This is a genomic window from Streptomyces sp. NPDC093149, assembly GCF_044754145.1.
GTDB lineage: Bacteria > Actinomycetota > Actinomycetes > Streptomycetales > Streptomycetaceae > Streptomyces.
Map to the genome: position 1 here is coordinate 437745 of NZ_JBIVON010000004.1, position 17445 is coordinate 455189.

The following is a 17445-nucleotide window of genomic DNA, read 5'->3' on the forward strand; positions in this document are numbered from 1 at the left end:
GCCCCAGGGCCGACGCCTACCGGGTCGTACTCCGCGGCGAGCTCGGAGCGGCGCGCTCGGCACTTCCGGATGGACCTCGGCGGGCCTGCTTTTCCAGGTCCGAGAGCAGCTCGTCGAGCACCGCTTCCTCTTCTACACGAACTCCGTGCTCGGTGAGGGCAACGCTCAACGCCGGATCCCACGAAGTCGCGGCGGACGCGCCTGCCAACTGCTGTGGCTCCGTAATCCTGGACACGGCCGCCCGGTAGTCGGCCGCTCCGTATCGCCAAGGCCGCCACGGGGCACCGCGTCCCAGCGCCGTGGCGATGCGCACCCCACCCCAGTCGAAGTCACCGTGGTAGAGAAGTTCGGCTCCCTGCGCGGACAGGCCGCGCAGCAGAGTAAGCGCCGCCGCCGAAGGCTGTCCCTGGAGGCACACCATGGGCGGGCACGCCGGGCCGAAGGCGTCGGCAGCGGTGGACAGGACGGCCGGGTTCTCACACATGTGTACGACTCCAGTCCCTGAGAGGGCGCTGCTCGGCGCGTGGCGGGTGAGCGAACGCAGCGTCAGGACCGTGGGCTCCCCCGCGTCAGCCATCCAGTCGAGGGCTGGTGTGCCTCGCAGGTTGAGGGTCAGGACGGTCGACGACACATCGTCCATGAGCAGTCCGGCCGAAGCCCAGGCTTCCCGTCGCCACTCGGCACCGGAGCCGTCGGGAAAACCCGTGAGGGTCCGGAGCCCTGACAGGACGAGAGCGGCGAGCGGAGCTCCCTCGTCCAGGGCATGGGCACCGGAGAGATGGAGTGCCGCGAACGTCGCACGTGACGTCGGGGGAACCGCGGGCAGCGCGCGCAGCGCTCGCACAGCAGCGCTCACCAGAGGGCCGGCGGCTTCCGGCGTGCGCGCGAGCCGCCGTACGAGACCGTCCCTGCACATCCGTTCCGCCCAGTCGGCCAGCCCGGGATCCAGGGCTCCGAAAGGGGCGTACGCCTCCTCCCAGGCGCGTTCCTCCCTGCCGCGCACCTCCGCGTGCACGGCAACGGGTCCGGTCAGGTCCACCACCGCGGCCCCCAGTCCGTCGGGGCTGACACCTGAGCGGCGCAGGATCGCGTCCACCGCGTCGAGACGTACTGTCAGGGAGCGGCCCGCGCTCGGGGCGCGTCCCAGAAGACGCTCAGCGGCTCGGCGCTGAGATTCGTCAGGATGCGCCAGGGTGACCGCACCGGTGAGGGTCCGACCGCCGGCCATCCGCCGGCGGATGCGTTGCAGAAGCCAGGCGAGGCCCGGGTCTCCGAGCAGCCGTCCGACGCGATCGGCGTCGACCCTGCCGGTCTGTCCTTCGGTCTGGGGGGTCCCGGGCCGCTCCGCCGCCACGACGTCCGTCGGCCCCTCCCGCTGCCCCGGTGCCCGCCGTCCGGGCGCCCGTTCGACAGCGGCCGGCCGAGCGGGAGGATTCACGTGCACAGGGGCTCCTGTTCTCCGATGGCCTCCGGACCAGCGGTCCGCGCCATCCCGGCGATCGGTCCCGCCGCGTCTTGGCTCCCTCGTTCGCGGCCATCGGCCTGGAGGGGAACCGCCGTCGCACGCAGGGTGGCGCCCGGCTCGGCGCCGCGCCGTCGGTCGCTGCCGTCCCATTCCCAGCGGGTCACCAGGACTGCGTCGATGTCGTCGACGCGGGAGAGCTGTGCGATGGCGATGCCGGGCACCTGCGGGTAGCAGGCCCATTCCCGTTCGCTGGTCATGACGACGTCGAGGTCGAACGCACTCAGCAGGCCGAGACACTTGGCGCGGGAGTCGTCGTCCACTCCGGCGAACGCCTCGTCCAGGGTGACCAGCCGGGGGGCGTGCGCGCCGCCCGCGCTCGCGTAGTGGGAGGACGCGGCGGCGAAGAGGGGCACGGACGCCGCCAGGACGCGTTCGCCGCCGGAGGCGGGCCCGGTGGCCGGCACCCACTTGCCGTGCTGGTGTCGTTCGACGCCGAACTCGTGCCAGGCCCGGTAGTCGAGGGCAGCGGTGAGGTCCTCCTGCCAACTGCCCGTGCTGTCGTCGGCCTGGCGGCAAGCGATCTGCTCCTGAAGAAACACACCGACCGCGGCCCTGTCCTGCGCCGACCAGGCGTCGGCCGACTGGCGCAGCCGTTCCCGGGCCTGGGCCAGCCCCTGCGGGGCCCGGCGAGAGGCCCGCCACACCAGGCGCAGTTTCATTCCGGTCGAGGTCGGGCGCTCCTCCAATTCCCGGTTCATGGCGCGCACCTGGCGTTCGGCGGCTCCGATCAGCTCCTGGAGTGTCCCGGCGACCTCGGTGATCAGATGGGTCTCGAGGATCTCGCGTTCGTGCGCCGACAGGATGCGGGTCAACTCGGCAACCTCGGTGGCCAGGGCTTCGGCGAGTTCGGGCACTGCGCGCCGCCGACCCTGGTAGACGATGTCGACCCGCATGCCGTCCTCGCTCGGACGGGCCGTGGCGGTATGACCGTGCCGGGAGAGCGCGTCCTGCAGCCTGCCGAACTCCTCGCTCAATCGCTTCTGAACGCGTTCCCAGGCCGCGTCCGAATCGTCGGTGGACGAGAGCCGGGACTCGATGGCACGGGCGAGGCTCACGGCAGGGGTCGCAGCCCACGTTCCGCCGCCGTCGTCCGGTACGACGACATCGGGGAGGGCGACGGCAAGCAGCCCGGTCGAGACGAACCGCTGGAGCGCTGCGACGGCGCGTTCACGCGCGGCCGTGGCGTCCGTGACATCCTCGGCGAGCCGCTCGATGCGCCCCTCCGCATGGCCCGCCCGCCGGTCAGCGTCGCGAATGTCCGCCTGTGCGCGCTGCTGCTCTCTCTCACAGACGCGGACGGCGGCCGCGGTCTCCTCCAGCCGACGCTGGAGTTCGGCGACGGCCGCTCCGACAGTGGAACGAAGGGTCCGCAGGTGTTCGTCCGCCGAGGCGGCGAGACGAGCCGCTTCCGTGGTGCGCTCCGCGAGTTCGAAGAACAGAAGTTCGGCCCGGCCGGTCTCGGCCTGATCCCCGGTGACCGCATGCTCGGCGTCCGCGCGCTCACGCAGGGCCGGCCACAGCGCCGCGAGGTGGGCGGTGTGATCGGCGAGCGCCTGGCGCACGGAAGCACGCCCCTCCCGGTCGGTGGGGAGGTTCATGGCGGCCGACGTCTCGCCGAGTTCAGCCGCCGTACGGTCGGCCTCGTCGGCCGCCCTGCCCAGTTCAGCGGCCCGCTCCTGCTGCCGGGTACGGGCCCGTTGGACCGCACCGGCAGCGGCGGTGACCCGTGCGTGCGCGTGGCGCAGATCATCGTCGCCCGGTACGGCCGCGAGCTCGGCGTCGAGTTCCTCACGGCGCTCTGCCACCGCGTGCAGCGCCTCGGCCAGCTGCTCCCTCTCTGCTTCCAACGCTTCCCGCTCGACGTGCAGTTCGCCAGTGCGGGTGCGCCGCGCCTGTTCCCGCGCTCCTTCCCCGACATACTGGGCGCTGTCCTTGGCCCAGCTTCCGGTCAGCGCACCGACGCGGAAGCGCCCGTCAGTGGCGACCCAGGTGCGATTGCCGCCCGTCTCCCAAACGTCCTCCGCCGACCCGTCGCTGTTCTTCCCTGCCAGCCCGATCGAGACCAGCAGGCGCTGGACCGTCTGTTCTCCCACGGCGGCAGCCCCCACATCGGTGTGGTCGACCGCCGGACACAGCACGCGGTCGAGACCACCTCCGCCGGGCAGGTCCAGGGGATCGAGGAGCACGTCGTGCCCGTCCGCCGCCACCGCGGAGCCGTCCGGTCGTACCCAGGCGTCGAGGAGCCCCGACGCCTCCAGCGCAGCCTCCAAGCCCGCGCGTTCGGCCTCGGTGACGTGCGCGCGGAAGTCGACGAGCCGCCACAGCGGGGCTCCGAGACCTCGTACCCGCACATCGGGAGTGCGGGTGTACGGAGCCGACGGACCTCGCTGCCCGCCCGTTTCGAGCGCGGTCAGTTCCTGTGCCACCAACCGCTGCCGCTCCGCCGTCGCCGACTCGCGATGGACCAGGGCGGCGGCCTGGTCGGCCAGTTGGGAGGCGAGGACGCGGTGGGTTCGGGCCGCGGCGACACGTGCCGGGTGAGGACCGACCAGGCCGCTCACCCACCCCTGTACCCCGTCCAGGACCCCGGGCAGCCCGTCCACCCGCAACTCCACACACCCGGAGAGGTGTTCCCGCACGGCCGCGACGAGCACGCGCCCGGCTTCCGCGACGCCTTCGTCGGCCTCGGCCAGCAGTTCCCCGCTGTGCACGACCTCCTCGTCGGCCTCGTCGGCGCGCAGTCGGGCGGCCCTGCGTGTCTCCTCGGCCCGCTCGGCCCGCTCGGCGAGGGCCTCCACATGCTCGACAGCACGCCTTCTGCCAGCCGTCGCCTCGTCCGCCGCGCGACGCAGGACCGTGACGGGAGCTCCTTCGGTCTGCGGGACGTCGAGCCTGGCCGCCGCGGCGCTCTCGGCCACATGGCCCAGGATGTCGTCCAGTGCCTCCTGCGCGGCGGTCAACCGGTTCGTCGCGGTGGCGAGCCTGCCCCGGGCCCGGGTGTGAGCCTGGGACGCCGTCCGCCGATCCGCCTCGGACCGCGCCAGGTCCGACGCCGTACGCGAGGCGTCGGCCGCCGCCTGGTCGAGTGCGCGGGCGTCGCGCATCTCGGGCCCGGTCCGCAGGGCCGCGTCCTGCGCGCTCAACCGCGCCGCGCGCTCGACGAGCGACGCCGCCCGCTCCTGGGCCTCCGCCCGGTCCGCCACGGCCCGTTCCTGATCGCCCTGTGCTTTGAGGAGCTCCCGCTGGATGTGCTCGTAGCGGGCGTGTTCGGTGCGAGGCAGGCGGGCCCGGCGCCGGGAGGCGATGCGGGCGTAGCGCCGGTAGTGGTCGAGAAACCCCGACGAGGCTCCTTCGGCCTCGCGCGCCGCCCGCAGTTCCTCCTTCTCCTCGTCCAGCGACCGGAAGGCCTCCGCCGCGTCGGCGACGACCGCCTGATCCATCGGTGGCAGCGCCTCCGTCAACGCCCGGGACAGGGAGGCTTCGTTGGGGCGCTTGGACAGCTGGGGCTGGCGCAGCTGGATGAGGAGGTCGACGAGCGCACCGTAGCGCCGCTCCCCCAGCCCGAAGAGAGCTTCGTCAACCGCTCGGCGATACGTCTTCGCGGTGTCGTACACCATGCCGTAGTCGCCGACGGCCTCCGCGAGCCGGTCCCGGGACAGAGCCGTGCCGGTCGCGTCGAGCAGGTCGAGTCCGGCGCCGATCCGCTGGTCGGTCACGGCGAACCAGTGGCGGGCGATGCCGCGTCCGGCGACGGCCTTCAGCCCGCAGAGCAGCGTACGGAAATGGGGCTCGCCCGTGGTCTCGTCGAGCCGTCCGAACTCGATCCAGGTGTAACCGAGCCGTTCCGGATGCGGGTGCTCACCGCCGAGCAGCAGGTTCCACTCCATCCGCTTGCCGGGGTCGCCGTCGGGCTCGACCCGGCGGGCGGAAAGGTCCCCGTCCAGCAGGAACGGCAGGGTGAGGGCGAGCACCTTGGACTTGCCTGTGCCGTTGTTGCCGCGCAGCAGCAGCCGGCCGTCGCGAAACCAGAACTCCTCGATGTCGTAGTGGAACAAATCGACGAGCCCGATGCGCAGGGGCCGCCACCGGCCGGGTGCGGGGGTGGGGAGAGCGGGGGCCGGGAGCGCGGTCAAGGCGCGGTTCACCTTTCGTCCTTCACGGTTGTGCCCGGTGCTGTGGCAGGGTGCCGACGGGCAGGCGGCGGCCCCGGTTCTCTGACGACGGCCTCGCCGACCGCGTACCGCGCGAGGGCCGGCCGCGGCACGGCACCTCGTTCGGTGCGCTCGGTGAGCCCCAGCGCCTCCAGCTTCGCCAGGGCCTGCTCCACAAGTACGGGCTCGGCGCCCGGCTCCCTGGCCGACTTGGCCCAGAAGCTGCCGTGCTCCGCAGCGAGTTCACGCACCCGCAGCGCCAGCTCCGCCGGTGTGACGGGTCTGTCGGCCCCCGCCAGGTGCTGAGCGAGCAACAGGGTGACGTGCCCGTGCGTACCCTGTTCCGGCATGCGTACGTCGGTGAGGTCGTCCTGAGGATCGACCATGGCGATGCCTTCGGCGCGCACCTCGGCCACCAGCCCGGTCAGTTCGCCGATCCGCGCGGTGATGAAGCCGCGCTGCCGGGTGAGGTAGGCCAGTTCCTCGTCCGTGAGGTCGTCGTAGTAGAGCACCGGGTCGTCGAGGAGGCTGCGGGTCAGCTTCCAGCGGATCGCACGGAACCTCAGTTCGTCGCTGTCGAGGGCGGTCTGCGCCGTCATCTCCACCAGCCGCCCCTCGAAGTCCTCGGCTTCGACGAGGGAGGGACCGCGCAGGGACGCCGGCATCCCGGCCAGCACGCGCCGCCGTACGTCGTACAGCACGTCCCCGGATCCGCTGACATACGCCTCCTCGTCGCCCGCCACCCTCCGCAGCACCCCTACCCGCAGCAGCAGTCGTACGACGGCCGCGAGGTCGAGGCGCTCATCGCGCCGTTCCAGGGTGAACGTGATCCCGGCGGCGATGAGTTCGGGATCAGCGGCGGCCAGCACGACCTGCTCGGCGAGCCGGCCGAGCGCCACTTGAGCCTCGCCCCGCTCCAGCGCGGCCAGCGTCAGGCAGAGCAGGACGTAGCGGCGGCGGGTGAAGGGCAGGGCGGTCCGGGCGGCCTCGCGGGCGGGATGCGTGGCGTCGGTGAGGGTGCCCGGCGTCTTGCGCAGACGCGCGGCTTCGGCGTCCGTGCGCAGCGTCCAGCCGACGTTGCGCTCGAACCACTCGCGCAGTTCGGCGGTGTGCCGTCGTACCAGCCGGAACTCGTCGGCGTACGGCCCGTCGGCGGTGAGCAGCGGCTCCTTCAGCAGGGCGCGTGCGGCCCGCTGAAAATCGGCCTCGCGCTGCCCGTCGAGGATCTCGGCGAGGGGGCCGGTCACAGCTCCTCCCCCGAGCCGGTGACCGACCCGATCCCCGCCGGGGCGGACACGGGAGCGACGAGAGGCGGACCGAACCGGACCTCCGCCGTAAGGTCGACGATGTCGATCAGGTGATCAGGCCCGCTGAACACCCCGTCAGGTGTGTGCACTTCGGCTGTCGAACCGTCGTCGAGTGCGGTCAGCCTGATCTCCATGGAGCCGTCCCCGCTGGTGGTCACCGTGGTCGTCATCTCCGGCCGCCAGGTGGCGAGGGCGTCGCCGAGCAGCCGCATGAACAACTGAAAGGCGATCGGATCGAGCTCCCCCAGCCGGGACAGCCGCACCGGCCCGCCTGTAGCGAGCCGCTCCCGGGCCTCTTTGACCTCCCCCGCCTGCCGGGCGGCGATCTCGGCGAGTCTGCGCTTCGCCTCCCCTCGGTCGGCCACCCGGCGCGGCTTGCCACGCCGTTCATAGCTGCCGGTACGGCGCAGCTGAGGACTGATCCGCAGCGGTCGCGACTCGGCCCACGGCGTCGAAGCCGGCTCGGGCGCGGCCGTCCGCTCGGCGAGGGTGTCGCCGTCGACGGTGAGATGCCGGGACGGATACAGCCCGAACGCCACCCGCCACATCCGGTGCCGCGCCGCGTCGTCCGGCGCCTGGGCGAACCACCGCGCCAGCGTGCGGAAGTCGGCCGAGCGGTCGGAACGTCCGGCTCGCCTCTCGTTCAACTGCCTTACGACGGCGAGGAGTTGCGGAATCGACCCGAGCGCGCGCCCTCGCAGCAGCCGGGCCTGCGACTCCCGCCCCTCCCCCGACACGAACCATTGCGCGAGCCCCGACCACCGGCCCGCCCACCGCTCGCACGCCACAGCCTCCGCGTGCTCGGCCACCTCGGGAGACGCGTCGGCTGCCTCCCGGGTGGCAGCAACCCGCAGCAGCGGCGCCACCCGCCCCTGATCCTCCAACTCCCCGATCAGCAGAGCGATTCGCCCACCGAGGGTGATCAGGTCCTGGATGAACCGCTCCAGATACTGGATCAGCCGGTCCTTGTACGCGAGGAACGCCTCGACCTCGATGTCGTGCAGGTCGATGGTGCGCTGCAGCGACCCCATGAAGGCACGAGCGTTGTCGGCGAGGTCGGCGAAGCGCGCGGTCAGCACGGACAGGGCGACGTATGCCTTCGCCGGATCCGGATCGTCCTCAGCCGCGATCACCAGCAACGCCCGCAACTGCGTGACGATGTCATGCAGCGCGACTGCCTGAAGCTCCCCGCGTCGCCCCAACACCTCGTCATACGTCCCCAGTGCCGCCTCGGCCGCCTCACCGGCCCGCGTGAGTTGGTAGATGAACCGCCTGCGGTAGAAGTCCTCGACCGCCGTCACCCTCGCATGGTCAGGATCGGCCCTCAGATTCCCCCAGGCGACGAGGCTGTCCAGCGCCTTCACCACCGCCTCGACATCGGCGGGCCGGCTCCCCGCGTCCAGGGCGGCGTACACCTCTTCCGGCCGCAGGTGCACGGCGAACCGTTCCTTGGCGACGAGGAAGGCGCGCATCACCTGGCGATAGAGGGGGGCGTTGGGGACGGTGAGGTGGGCGAAGGGGGTGTAACCGGCGGGAGGCTCGGACGGCTGAGAGGGCTGGTCGGTGCGGGACGTCTGGGATGTCATTGTCGGTCCATTCTTCCGGACCCGCGCCCCCGTCTGGACGTGATGTCCGAATTTCTGTGCCCGGACCGATCAGCACGATCACGTGGGAAGCGTGAGCGCACACTCGGCCCACACCGTCCTGCTCAGGCCCTCGGACCGCAGGTACCAGTCCCGGCGCGCGACGAGCCCGGCGACGAGAAGGAGTCCCCGGCCACCGGGGTCCGCTCCATCCGGGAGGCGGAGCGCGTCCGATCGGGGCGGCATCCGTTCGGCACAGGCGTCGGTGACCTCGATCCGGACGATCTGCGAGTGTGCGGTCACCTCCGGACACCCTTGGAAGTCCGACCGCCGACATGGCCCCTTGCTGCCCGGCACAGCGCTGAACACGTGCGAATGGCGTCCGGTTCGGCTGATCCTCATCGTTCACGCGATGGAGCCAGAGCCGTCGGCACGACCGATCCCGGCCTTCTCGCAACAATGCGATCGATGACCAGTTCACGTCGGAGCGCGGTCTCCGTCTGTTGATCGAGGGTGATTTGCCGGCTGGAGAGCTCGACGGGCATCAGGTCATCTGCCCTCTCAGGGAGAGAGCAGATACCCGTGCCCCCTGCAGCACCAGGGCCCTCGTGCAGCCGGAGGTGTCGGCCGTCCGGTGGGGACGGTTCAAGCGGTGAGGTTGCGCAGCCGGTCCAGAACGGCTTGACGCTCCTCGGTGTCGTCGCTCCAACCCTGCGCCCAGTCGAGCGCCGAGCCGCCCCCCGACTCCCGAAGGTGCGGGTCGGCGCCATGACGCAACAGCAGCTCGACGAGGGGCGAGTTCGCTTTGGTGGCGGCTGCGGCGAGTGGTAGCCCGCTGCGCCGCCCCCGGGATTCGGCGTTGGGCGAGGCTCCGGCCGCCAGGAGCAGTTCGGCACAACGGTTCTCGCCTTGGACGGCGGCGAGGTAGAGCGGTGTGGCTCCGTCAGGGTCGCGGGCGTCGGGATCGGCCCCTTGGGCGAGGAGTCTTCTGAGAAGTCCGACGTGTCCGTCACCGGCAGCCGCCGCAAGCCGCTTCGGCAGCTTCTTACGCTTTCTGTTGTTCACGTGATCCCACGGGCGCGGGGCCTACCGCCTGGAGCTGCGGAAGGTGCAGTGGTGCGCCCGGTACCCCTTTCCGTACTTCTTGCTGATCTGGGCTTGTACATCTCGCTGGGCGGCCTTTTCGGCCTCCGACTTGCTCTTTCCCTTTCCGGTGCCCTTGAGTTGATTCTTTCCGTGGTCACCGCTTCCGATCCTCTCGACAGCACAGACGGCGGTGGAGTACCACGTCTTGGGCTTGGCCATGGCATCAGAGGCTTCGGCGGTTCCGGTGAGGGCGAGCAGAGCGCATGCCGCTGCGGCGGTCCAGCAGGCGATGGACTTCTTCACGGTGCCTCGCTTTCGGTCGGTGGGGGCGTGGCGGCGCCCGGCGGACACGATGGCATGCACCGAGGACGGGTTTGTGTGGCCGTTCAGGACTGGAGTTGACGTGCGGAACGGTTCTTCGCCCGTTGTTACGGGGGTGGGTGGCTTTTACGGGGCGTGGTGATTTCACACGTTCGCGTGAGGTGGTCCGAGAAGCGTTCGCATTTCCTCGGGCTGAAGGCCCGCGGCAGAGGCCGCGGCTGTCATTGCCTGGCTGGTGGGACTGCCGTAACAACGGCGTGGGACCTCGTGGAGACGTGGTTGCAGGCGCACGCCCCATGTCGCGCGCGACGCTCCGACCGCCCGCGGCCACGCGCAGATACTCGGATCCTCGCTGCCACAACAAATCCAGTGACTCGGCGGCAGCGGCCGTCCGCACCCGAGTGGAGCTTGCTGGTGAACCCGCCGCGCGAGCGGCCCAGGCCTTCATCTCCCGCACCACATCCACCAGGCGGACGTGCAGGCTCTGCCACGTTGTCTCGCCCTGGTGTTCTGGCGGTTCGACCCCCTTTGAACCGGAGGCGGGCGGCTGATCGGTTCGGGCTCCGACCGCGTGCCCTCATGCTCGAAGAAGCCGGGGCACCGGGCAGCGGCATCTGGCCGCTGACGCTCTGTCCGGGCGGCGCGGCGGCACGGCGGAGGTGGTGTTCCAGCACCTCGCCGCTCGCGATCCCTTCACCGACCGCGGGCTGCGCCGAGCTCCTGCGGCGCCTCAATGAGCTGAAAGGCGTCGACATCACGGAGGGAAAACTGAAACTGCGTCCCAACTTCCGGCTCGCCCTCCTGGAGGGGGACGCCAACCGCGAACTGCTCGCCGAAACACTGGCGTGGTTCCGTCATCGCTGGGACACCCGGGATACAGCCTGAGGAATCGGCGAGTGAGCTTGCCTCCACAAACAGCTGGCTCCAACAGCTCACTGCGCGCTGGGACTGCGATGACGGTCTGCCGTTCCGCAACATCGGCGACCTCGCATGATCCGCCCCTGCCCTCGACATCCGGCCCGGCTCCATGACCGACTCGACCGATGGCGCAAGCTCCCCCGTGGCCGGTCTCACGGTACGCAGTCGCACCGGCGGCCGAGCCCCGTGACCGCCTGACCACCGAGCTGTCAGATCTTCGCGGTGCGCTTCTCGGCCATTGACGTGCAGACGACGCGGCGGCGCGCCCCGAACGGGCGTCGTGCGAGCGTCAGGAGCTCACGCCACCGCCGCGACACTGCTGCTGCTGCCGGGAACGCCCATTGTCACGAACCCACAGGTCAGGATGTCTACGGCGGGGGACCGTCCGCTCGATCCGGTTGAGGCGGGCAAACCGGTCGAGCGAACCACCCGGGCCGCAAACCCACTGGTCAGGAGCCCTTCGCGGCCGGCTCCAGAATCGCCACGCACTCCACATGATGCGTCATCGGAAACAGGTCGAACGCCCGCAGCGTCCGCACCCGGTAGCCGCCGTCACGGAAGTACGCCAGGTCGCGGGCCAGCGCCGCCGGGTCGCATGCGACGTAGGCGATGCGGCGGGCGCCGAGGCCGGTGAGGTGCTTCACCGTCTGCTTGCCGGCGCCGGCGCGCGGGGGGTCGAGGACGATCAGGTCGCACTCGGTGATGCCGGTGCGCGGCAGGATCTGGTCGACCTTGCCGTGCTCGATGCGGACCCGTTCCAGGTCCTTGAGGTTGTGACGGGCGTCCTCGGCGGCGCGCTTGCCGGACTCGATGCCGAGGACCGCGCCCTTCTCGCCGATGCGCTGGCCGAGTGCGCCCGCGAACAGGCCGACGCCGCAGTACAGGTCGAGGGCGGTGTCGCCCTTGCGGGGCAGGAGGCCCTGCATGACGGCGCGGACGAGGGTGTTGGCGGCCTGGGGGTGGACCTGCCAGAAGCCGCCCGAGCCGACCCGGTAGGTGCGGTCGTCGGCGCGCTCGCGGACGAAAGCACGGCCGTGCACCCGGTGGACGCCGCCGTCGCGCTCGTCGACGCGCATGACCGAGACGGGCTTGTCGAGCTCGACGAGGGGCAGCCGCCCACCGGGCCTCGGGGTGAGGATCACCTGGCGGTCGTGGGAGCCGGTGGCCGCGATGGCCTCCACCGAGGCCATGCCGGGCCATTCCCGCTTCTCGATGCCGAGCTCGGTGACGCCGGGGGCCGCGATCAGGCAGCGCTCGATGGGCTCCACGTCGTGCGAGCGGTGCTTGCGCAGGCCGACGCGGCCGTCCTCGTCGATGGCGTACTGGACACGAGTGCGCCAGGCAGGTACCTCGCCCGCCGGAAGCTTGTCGCCCTCGGCCGGCATGACGGTGCCGTCCCAGCCCGCCTCCTCCGGGGTGAGACCCGCGAGGCGCTGGAGCTGTTCGGCGATCACTTCGCCCTTGAGCCTGCGCTGGGCGCCGGGCTTGGCGTGCTGCCAGTCGCAGCCGCCGCACTTGCCCGGTCCTGCGTACGGGCAGGGCGCCTCGACGCGGTCCTTGGACGCCTCGATGATCCGTACCGCGTCGGCGCGCAGGAAGCGGGAGTCGCTCTCGCCCTCGGTGACCTTGGCGATGATCTTCTCGCCGGGAAGCGTGTGCCGTACGAAGAGGACCCGTCCCTCGGAGGTGCGGGCGATGCAGTGGCCGCCGTGTGCGACGGGCCCGACCTCGACCTCGTACTCCTCCCCGACCAGCGACGACGTGGGTTCGTTCTGCATGAGGGGGTGGCTCCAGAGATCAAGGGACTAACGGCCGGACAACAACCTACGATTCTACGTGGGTGTCGTCCGGCCGTTGACCACGAGCGAAAGCGGACGAGGGCGGTCAGTTCCTGCCGCTGGGCTCCTTGGGCTTGCGCTCCACGGGGCCGCGGCGCACCGAGCCCGGCGCGTTCCATTCCGCGCGCTTCCTGGCACGCTTCTTGGCCGCCTCGGAGGACTCCAGCTGATACGGCACGGAGGTCACCATGACGCCCGGGGTGAAGAGCAGCCGCCCCTTGAGGCGCAGGGCGCTCTGGTTGTGGAGGAGGTGCTCGTACCAGTGGCCGACCACGTACTCCGGGATGTACACGCTCACCACGTCGCGCGGGCTGTCCCGGCGCAGGCCCTTCACGTAATCGATGACCGGGCGGGTCACCTCGCGGTACGGCGAGTCGAGGATCTTCAGCGGGATGTCGATGCCGCGCCGCTCCCAGTCGTCCTTGAGCGCCTTGGTCTCGGCCGGGTCGACGCTGATGGAGAGCGCCTCCAGCCGGTCGGAGCGGATCAGCTTGGCGTAGGCGAGGGCGCGCAGAGTGGGCCGGTGGAGCTTGGAGACCAGGACGATCGAGTGGACCCGGGACGGGCGGATCGTCTCGTCGGACGGGGTCTCGTCGGCGGCGATCTCCTCGGCGACCCGGTCGTAGTGCCTCCGGATCGCGGTCATCGTCGCGAAGAAGATGCACATGCCGAGCAGGGCGACCCAGGCACCGTGGGTGAACTTGGTGACCAGGACGACCACGAGGACGAGGCCGGTCAGGAAGGCGCCGAAGGCGTTGATCGCGCGGGAGCGGATCATGCGGCGGCGCCTATCGGCGTCCTTCTCCGTGCGCAGGTGGCGGTTCCAGTGGCGGACCATGCCGGTCTGGCTGAGCGTGAAGGACACGAACACGCCGACGATGTAGAGCTGGATCAGCCGGGTCGAGTCGGCGCCGTAGATGACGACGAGCAGGGCGGCCGCGCCGGCGAGCAGCACGATGCCGTTGGAGAAGGCGAGGCGGTCGCCGCGGGTGTGCAGCTGGCGCGGCAGGTAGCGGTCCTGGGCGAGGATCGAGCCGAGCACTGGGAAGCCGTTGTACGCCGTGTTCGCCGCGAGGAACAGCACCAGGGCGGTGGCCGCGGCGAGCGCGATGAACAGGAAGCTGCCGTGGCCGAAGACAGCCTCGGCGACCTGCGTGATCACCGGGTCCTGTACATAGCCGGGACCGACCGGCACACCGCCTCTCAGCAGGTCCTGCCCCGGGTTCTCGGCCATCCGGACGTCGGTGACCAGGGCGAGGGCGATGATGCCGACGAGCATGGTGATGGCGAGCACGCCCATCATCGAGAGCGTCGTCGCCGCGTTCTTGGACTTGGGCTTGCGGAAGGCAGGGACGCCGTTGGAGACCGCCTCGACGCCGGTGAGCGCGGCACAGCCGGAGGAGAAGGCGCGCAGCAGCAGGAAGACAAGGGCGAAGCCCGCGAGACCCTCCTGCTCCGCCTTGATGTGGAAGTCGGCGGTGGGCGCGCGCATGGTGTCGCCCAGCACGAGAGCGCGGAAGGCACCCCACACGATCATGATGAAGACGCCCACGACGAACACGTACGTCGGAATCGCGAAGAGCGACCCGGACTCCTTGACGCCGCGCAGGTTCATCAGCGTCAGTAGCAGGATCACCGCGACGGCGCACAGCACCTTGTGCTCGACCACGAACGGGATCGCCGAGCCCAGGTTCTCGATGCCGGAGGTGATGGAGACGGCGACGGTGAGGACGTAGTCCACAAGCAGCGCGCTGGCGACCGTCAGGCCGGCCTTGGGGCCGAGGTTGGTGGTGGCGACCTCGTAGTCGCCACCACCACTGGGGTACGCGTGCACGTTCTGCCGGTACGACGCCACCACGGTGAACATCACCACCACGACCGCCAGGGCGATCCACGGGCTGAAGTGGTACGCCGACACGCCCGCGACAGACAGGACGAGCAGAACCTCGCCAGGCGCGTAGGCAACGGAGGACAGGGCGTCGGAGGCGAAGACGGGGAGGGCGATGCGCTTTGGCAGGAGCGTTTCTCCGAGCCGGTCACTGCGCAGTGCGCGCCCGATCAGGATCCGTTTGGGCACGTCGGTCAGTTTGGACACGCAGAGGATCGTAAGCGTTCCGTATGGAAGCCGCAGACGCACCACCCCCGCGGCCCTGCAATCTCCTGCACTCGGACGAAAAAGCCACAAAATCCTTAACGAAATCCTTGCACTAAGCGTCCGCGAAAAGGGCGCTGTAACCATTCAACGCGGGCTGGCCGCCGAGATGTGCGTAAAGGACGGTGGAATCACGGGTGATCTCGCCGCGGGCCACGAGATCGGCCATTCCGGCCATCGACTTCCCCTCGTACACGGGGTCGGTGATCATGCCCTCGGTACGGGCGGCGAGCCGCATCGCGTCGAGGGTGGTGTCGTCGGGGATGCCGTACGTGCCCGCGTGGTAGCGCTCGTCCAGCTCGATGTCGTCCACGGTGAGCTCGCGCCGCACCCCGATGAGCCGTGCGGTGCCTGCCGCGATCCGGGCGATCTGCTCACGCGTACGGGCGGGTTCGGCGGAGGCGTCGATGCCCAGCACGCGCCGCGGACGGCCGCCCGCCTCTTCGAGCGCGGCGAAGCCGGCGACCATCCCGGCCTGGGTGGAACCGGTCACCGAGCAGACGACCACGGTGTCGAAGAACACACCGAGCGCGCGCTCCTGCTCCGCGACCTCGTAGGCCCAGTTGGCGAAGCCGAGTCCGCCCAGGGGATGGTCGGACGCACCGGCGGGAATGGCGTACGGCCTGCCGCCGCCCTCCTCGACCTCGCGCAGCGCCTGCTCCCAGCTCTCCTTGACGCCGATGCCGAAACCGGCGCGCACCAGGCGGATGTCGGCACCGGCCAGGCGGCTGATCAGGATGTTGCCGACCTTGTCGTAGACGGCGTCGGGCCATTCGACCCAGCTCTCCTGGATGAGTACGCACTTGAGGCCGGCGCGGGCCGCGACCGCCGCGACCTGCCGGGTGTGGTTGGACTGGACTCCGCCGATGGAGACGAGCGTGTCGCAGCCCTTCGCCAGGGCGTCGGCGACGAGGTATTCGAGCTTGCGGGTCTTGTTGCCGCCGTAGGCGATGCCTGAGTTGCAGTCCTCCCGCTTGGCCCAGACAGCGGCGCCGCCGAGGTGGTCGGTGAGCCGGTCGAGGCGGTGTACGGGAGAGGGGCCGAAGAGGAGGGGATAGCGCTCGTAGGAGGAGAGGGAGGGAGAGGTGGTGGAGGAGGCGGGGGACGCGGCGGTGGGCGGGGTCGGGGTTGCGGGCGTCATGGGAGCTCCCTCGGTCGGGGGTCGGTGGGGTTCGTTTTCCTGGTCGGCGCGGTGGCGGTGGGGTTCGTTTTCCTGGTCGGCGCGGTGGCGGTGAGGATCGCGCCCGGCGCGGTGGGGTGGGGGCGCGTTCGGGTCGGCGCGGTGACTGGGAGGGGGGCGCGACGGCGGTGGTCACGGGTCGAGGTGTCGACTTGTCCGCGGGTACGCCGGGGATCCGGACGGCAGTCGGGGCTTCGGCCGGTCGCCGCCCTGACCCCGGACGGGTCCGTTGGCCTGTCGGGGCTGCCCTAGGTGGAGCGCCACCGGGCCGCCCCGTCGGACGGTTCTACGGACGGTTCGTCTGCCAGCTCTTCGAGAGTCCGCCATATCTCCGCAGTGATCCGGGACGCCGCTTCGGCATCACGCCCCGCGCATGCCTCGATCAGCCGGTCGTGCAGTTCGGCCGAGCCGTGTGACGCGCTCGCGGTGCCGAACTGCCGCCATTCCAGCCGCCGGATCAAAGGGGTGTAGCGCTCAACCGTGGCGGCCACGGCACGGTTGCCGCAGGCTGCGACGAGGACGTCATGGAGCCGGTCGTCGGCGCGCAGCGCGTCCGCCACGTCGCTGCGGCGGGTCGCGTCCCTGAAGAGTTCGTTCGCCTCGCGCATGGCGGCAATGTCCGCGTCCGTGAGGCGAGGTACGGCGGTCCTCGCCGCCAGTTCCTGCATGGCCCGTACGACAGCCGCCGCGTCCCGGACGTCGCGCGGCACCAGACGGGTCACCCGCGTGTAGCTTTGCGGCTTGGACTCGACGAGCCCCTCGCCGGAGAGCCGGGACAGCGCGTCGCGGACCGGAGCCCGGGACAGTCCGAGGCGTTCGGCGAGCTCGGCGTCACGGACAGGGGCACCGGGCGGGATGTCGCCACGGACGATGGCGTCACGGATCGCCTCGTACGCGGTGTCCCGCAGCAAGGTCCGTCGGACGGGGCGCAGGGTCTCCATGAACTGACATGTTAGATGTCTGTGTCGTCGGCACTCAAGGGTCCGTGCGCCCCTGATGCGATCGACGGGTCCTGTACCTGCGCAGTGGCGCGAACGGCGGCCCTCCCCTTCCGCAGTGGCACGAAGGACGGCCCTCTCCGTCCGCAATCGCGCGGACACTTTCGGCGCCCATCCGCATCACGCGTGTCCGGCGGCGTACCCATCCGTGTCGCGCGGACCCTTCACGGCACCCGTTCGTCATCGCGCGGACACTGCGCGCTGTCCATCCGCATCGCGCGGGCGCGGCGAAAGCGCACTCGGATGAGGCTTCGCGATCCCAGCCGCATAAGCTCATCCTGGGCAACGGGACACTCCGTTGCCCCGTTGTTTGCCCGGCAAGCTGAGAAAGAAGTGTGAGCAGGGTGTTTTCGCAGGTCAGCCGGACGACCAGGACTGCGAGGTAG

12 protein-coding genes are annotated in these 17445 nt (G+C 70.7%); 1 reads left to right on the top strand and 11 read right to left on the bottom strand.

Features of this window, described 5'->3' with window-relative positions:
- Positions 1-16 precede the first annotated feature (16 nt).
- The 7 genes from ACIQCZ_RS15565 to ACIQCZ_RS15595 form a co-directional block, all read right to left on the bottom strand.
- A complete protein-coding gene (locus ACIQCZ_RS15565; protein ID WP_402282689.1) occupies positions 17-1438 on the bottom strand; it encodes a TIGR02679 family protein in 1422 nt (473 codons plus the stop codon).
- On the bottom strand, positions 1435-5670 hold the full coding sequence (locus tag ACIQCZ_RS15570; RefSeq protein WP_402282691.1) for a TIGR02680 family protein: 4236 nt from the start codon (positions 5668-5670) through the stop codon (positions 1435-1437). Before ACIQCZ_RS15570 ends, ACIQCZ_RS15565 begins: the two co-directional genes overlap by 4 nt.
- On the bottom strand, positions 5667-6923 hold the full coding sequence (locus ACIQCZ_RS15575; RefSeq protein WP_402282692.1) for a TIGR02678 family protein: 1257 nt from the start codon (positions 6921-6923) through the stop codon (positions 5667-5669). The genes ACIQCZ_RS15570 and ACIQCZ_RS15575 overlap by 4 nt, the downstream gene beginning before the upstream one ends.
- A complete protein-coding gene (locus tag ACIQCZ_RS15580; RefSeq protein WP_402282694.1) occupies positions 6920-8569 on the bottom strand; it encodes a TIGR02677 family protein in 1650 nt (549 codons plus the stop codon). The genes ACIQCZ_RS15575 and ACIQCZ_RS15580 overlap by 4 nt, the downstream gene beginning before the upstream one ends.
- 78 nt (positions 8570-8647) lie before the next feature.
- Positions 8648-8869, bottom strand: a complete 222-nt coding sequence (locus ACIQCZ_RS15585; protein ID WP_402282695.1) for a hypothetical protein — start codon at positions 8867-8869, stop codon at positions 8648-8650.
- A gap of 342 nt (positions 8870-9211) precedes the next feature.
- A complete protein-coding gene (locus ACIQCZ_RS15590) occupies positions 9212-9631 on the bottom strand; it encodes an ankyrin repeat domain-containing protein (protein ID WP_402282697.1) in 420 nt (139 codons plus the stop codon).
- A gap of 21 nt (positions 9632-9652) precedes the next feature.
- Positions 9653-9955 carry a hypothetical protein gene (locus ACIQCZ_RS15595; RefSeq protein ID WP_402282698.1) on the bottom strand — a complete coding sequence of 101 codons (303 nt, stop codon included), beginning with the start codon at positions 9953-9955 and terminating at the stop codon, positions 9653-9655.
- 597 nt (positions 9956-10552) lie between these two features.
- Between ACIQCZ_RS15595 and ACIQCZ_RS15600 the strand changes: the two genes are divergently transcribed.
- Complete coding sequence (locus tag ACIQCZ_RS15600) at positions 10553-10858, top strand: hypothetical protein (protein ID WP_402282700.1); 306 nt, start codon at positions 10553-10555, stop codon at positions 10856-10858.
- A gap of 482 nt (positions 10859-11340) precedes the next feature.
- Here the strand turns inward: ACIQCZ_RS15600 and ACIQCZ_RS15605 are convergent, their stop codons facing one another.
- From ACIQCZ_RS15605 to ACIQCZ_RS15620, 4 genes are all read right to left on the bottom strand, one after another.
- Entirely contained in the window at positions 11341-12669 is a 1329-nt protein-coding gene (locus ACIQCZ_RS15605; RefSeq protein WP_376216266.1) for a class I SAM-dependent RNA methyltransferase, read from the bottom strand.
- A 106-nt stretch (positions 12670-12775) separates the two neighbouring features.
- Positions 12776-14824, bottom strand: a complete 2049-nt coding sequence (locus ACIQCZ_RS15610) for an APC family permease (protein ID WP_376290055.1) — start codon at positions 14822-14824, stop codon at positions 12776-12778.
- Between the two features lie 112 nt (positions 14825-14936).
- Positions 14937-16022 carry a 1-aminocyclopropane-1-carboxylate deaminase gene (locus ACIQCZ_RS15615; RefSeq protein WP_402282702.1) on the bottom strand — a complete coding sequence of 362 codons (1086 nt, stop codon included), beginning with the start codon at positions 16020-16022 and terminating at the stop codon, positions 14937-14939.
- Between the two features lie 287 nt (positions 16023-16309).
- Positions 16310-17002, bottom strand: coding sequence for a GntR family transcriptional regulator (locus ACIQCZ_RS15620; protein ID WP_402282704.1), 693 nt, complete (start codon positions 17000-17002; stop codon positions 16310-16312).
- Positions 17003-17445 lie beyond the last annotated feature (443 nt).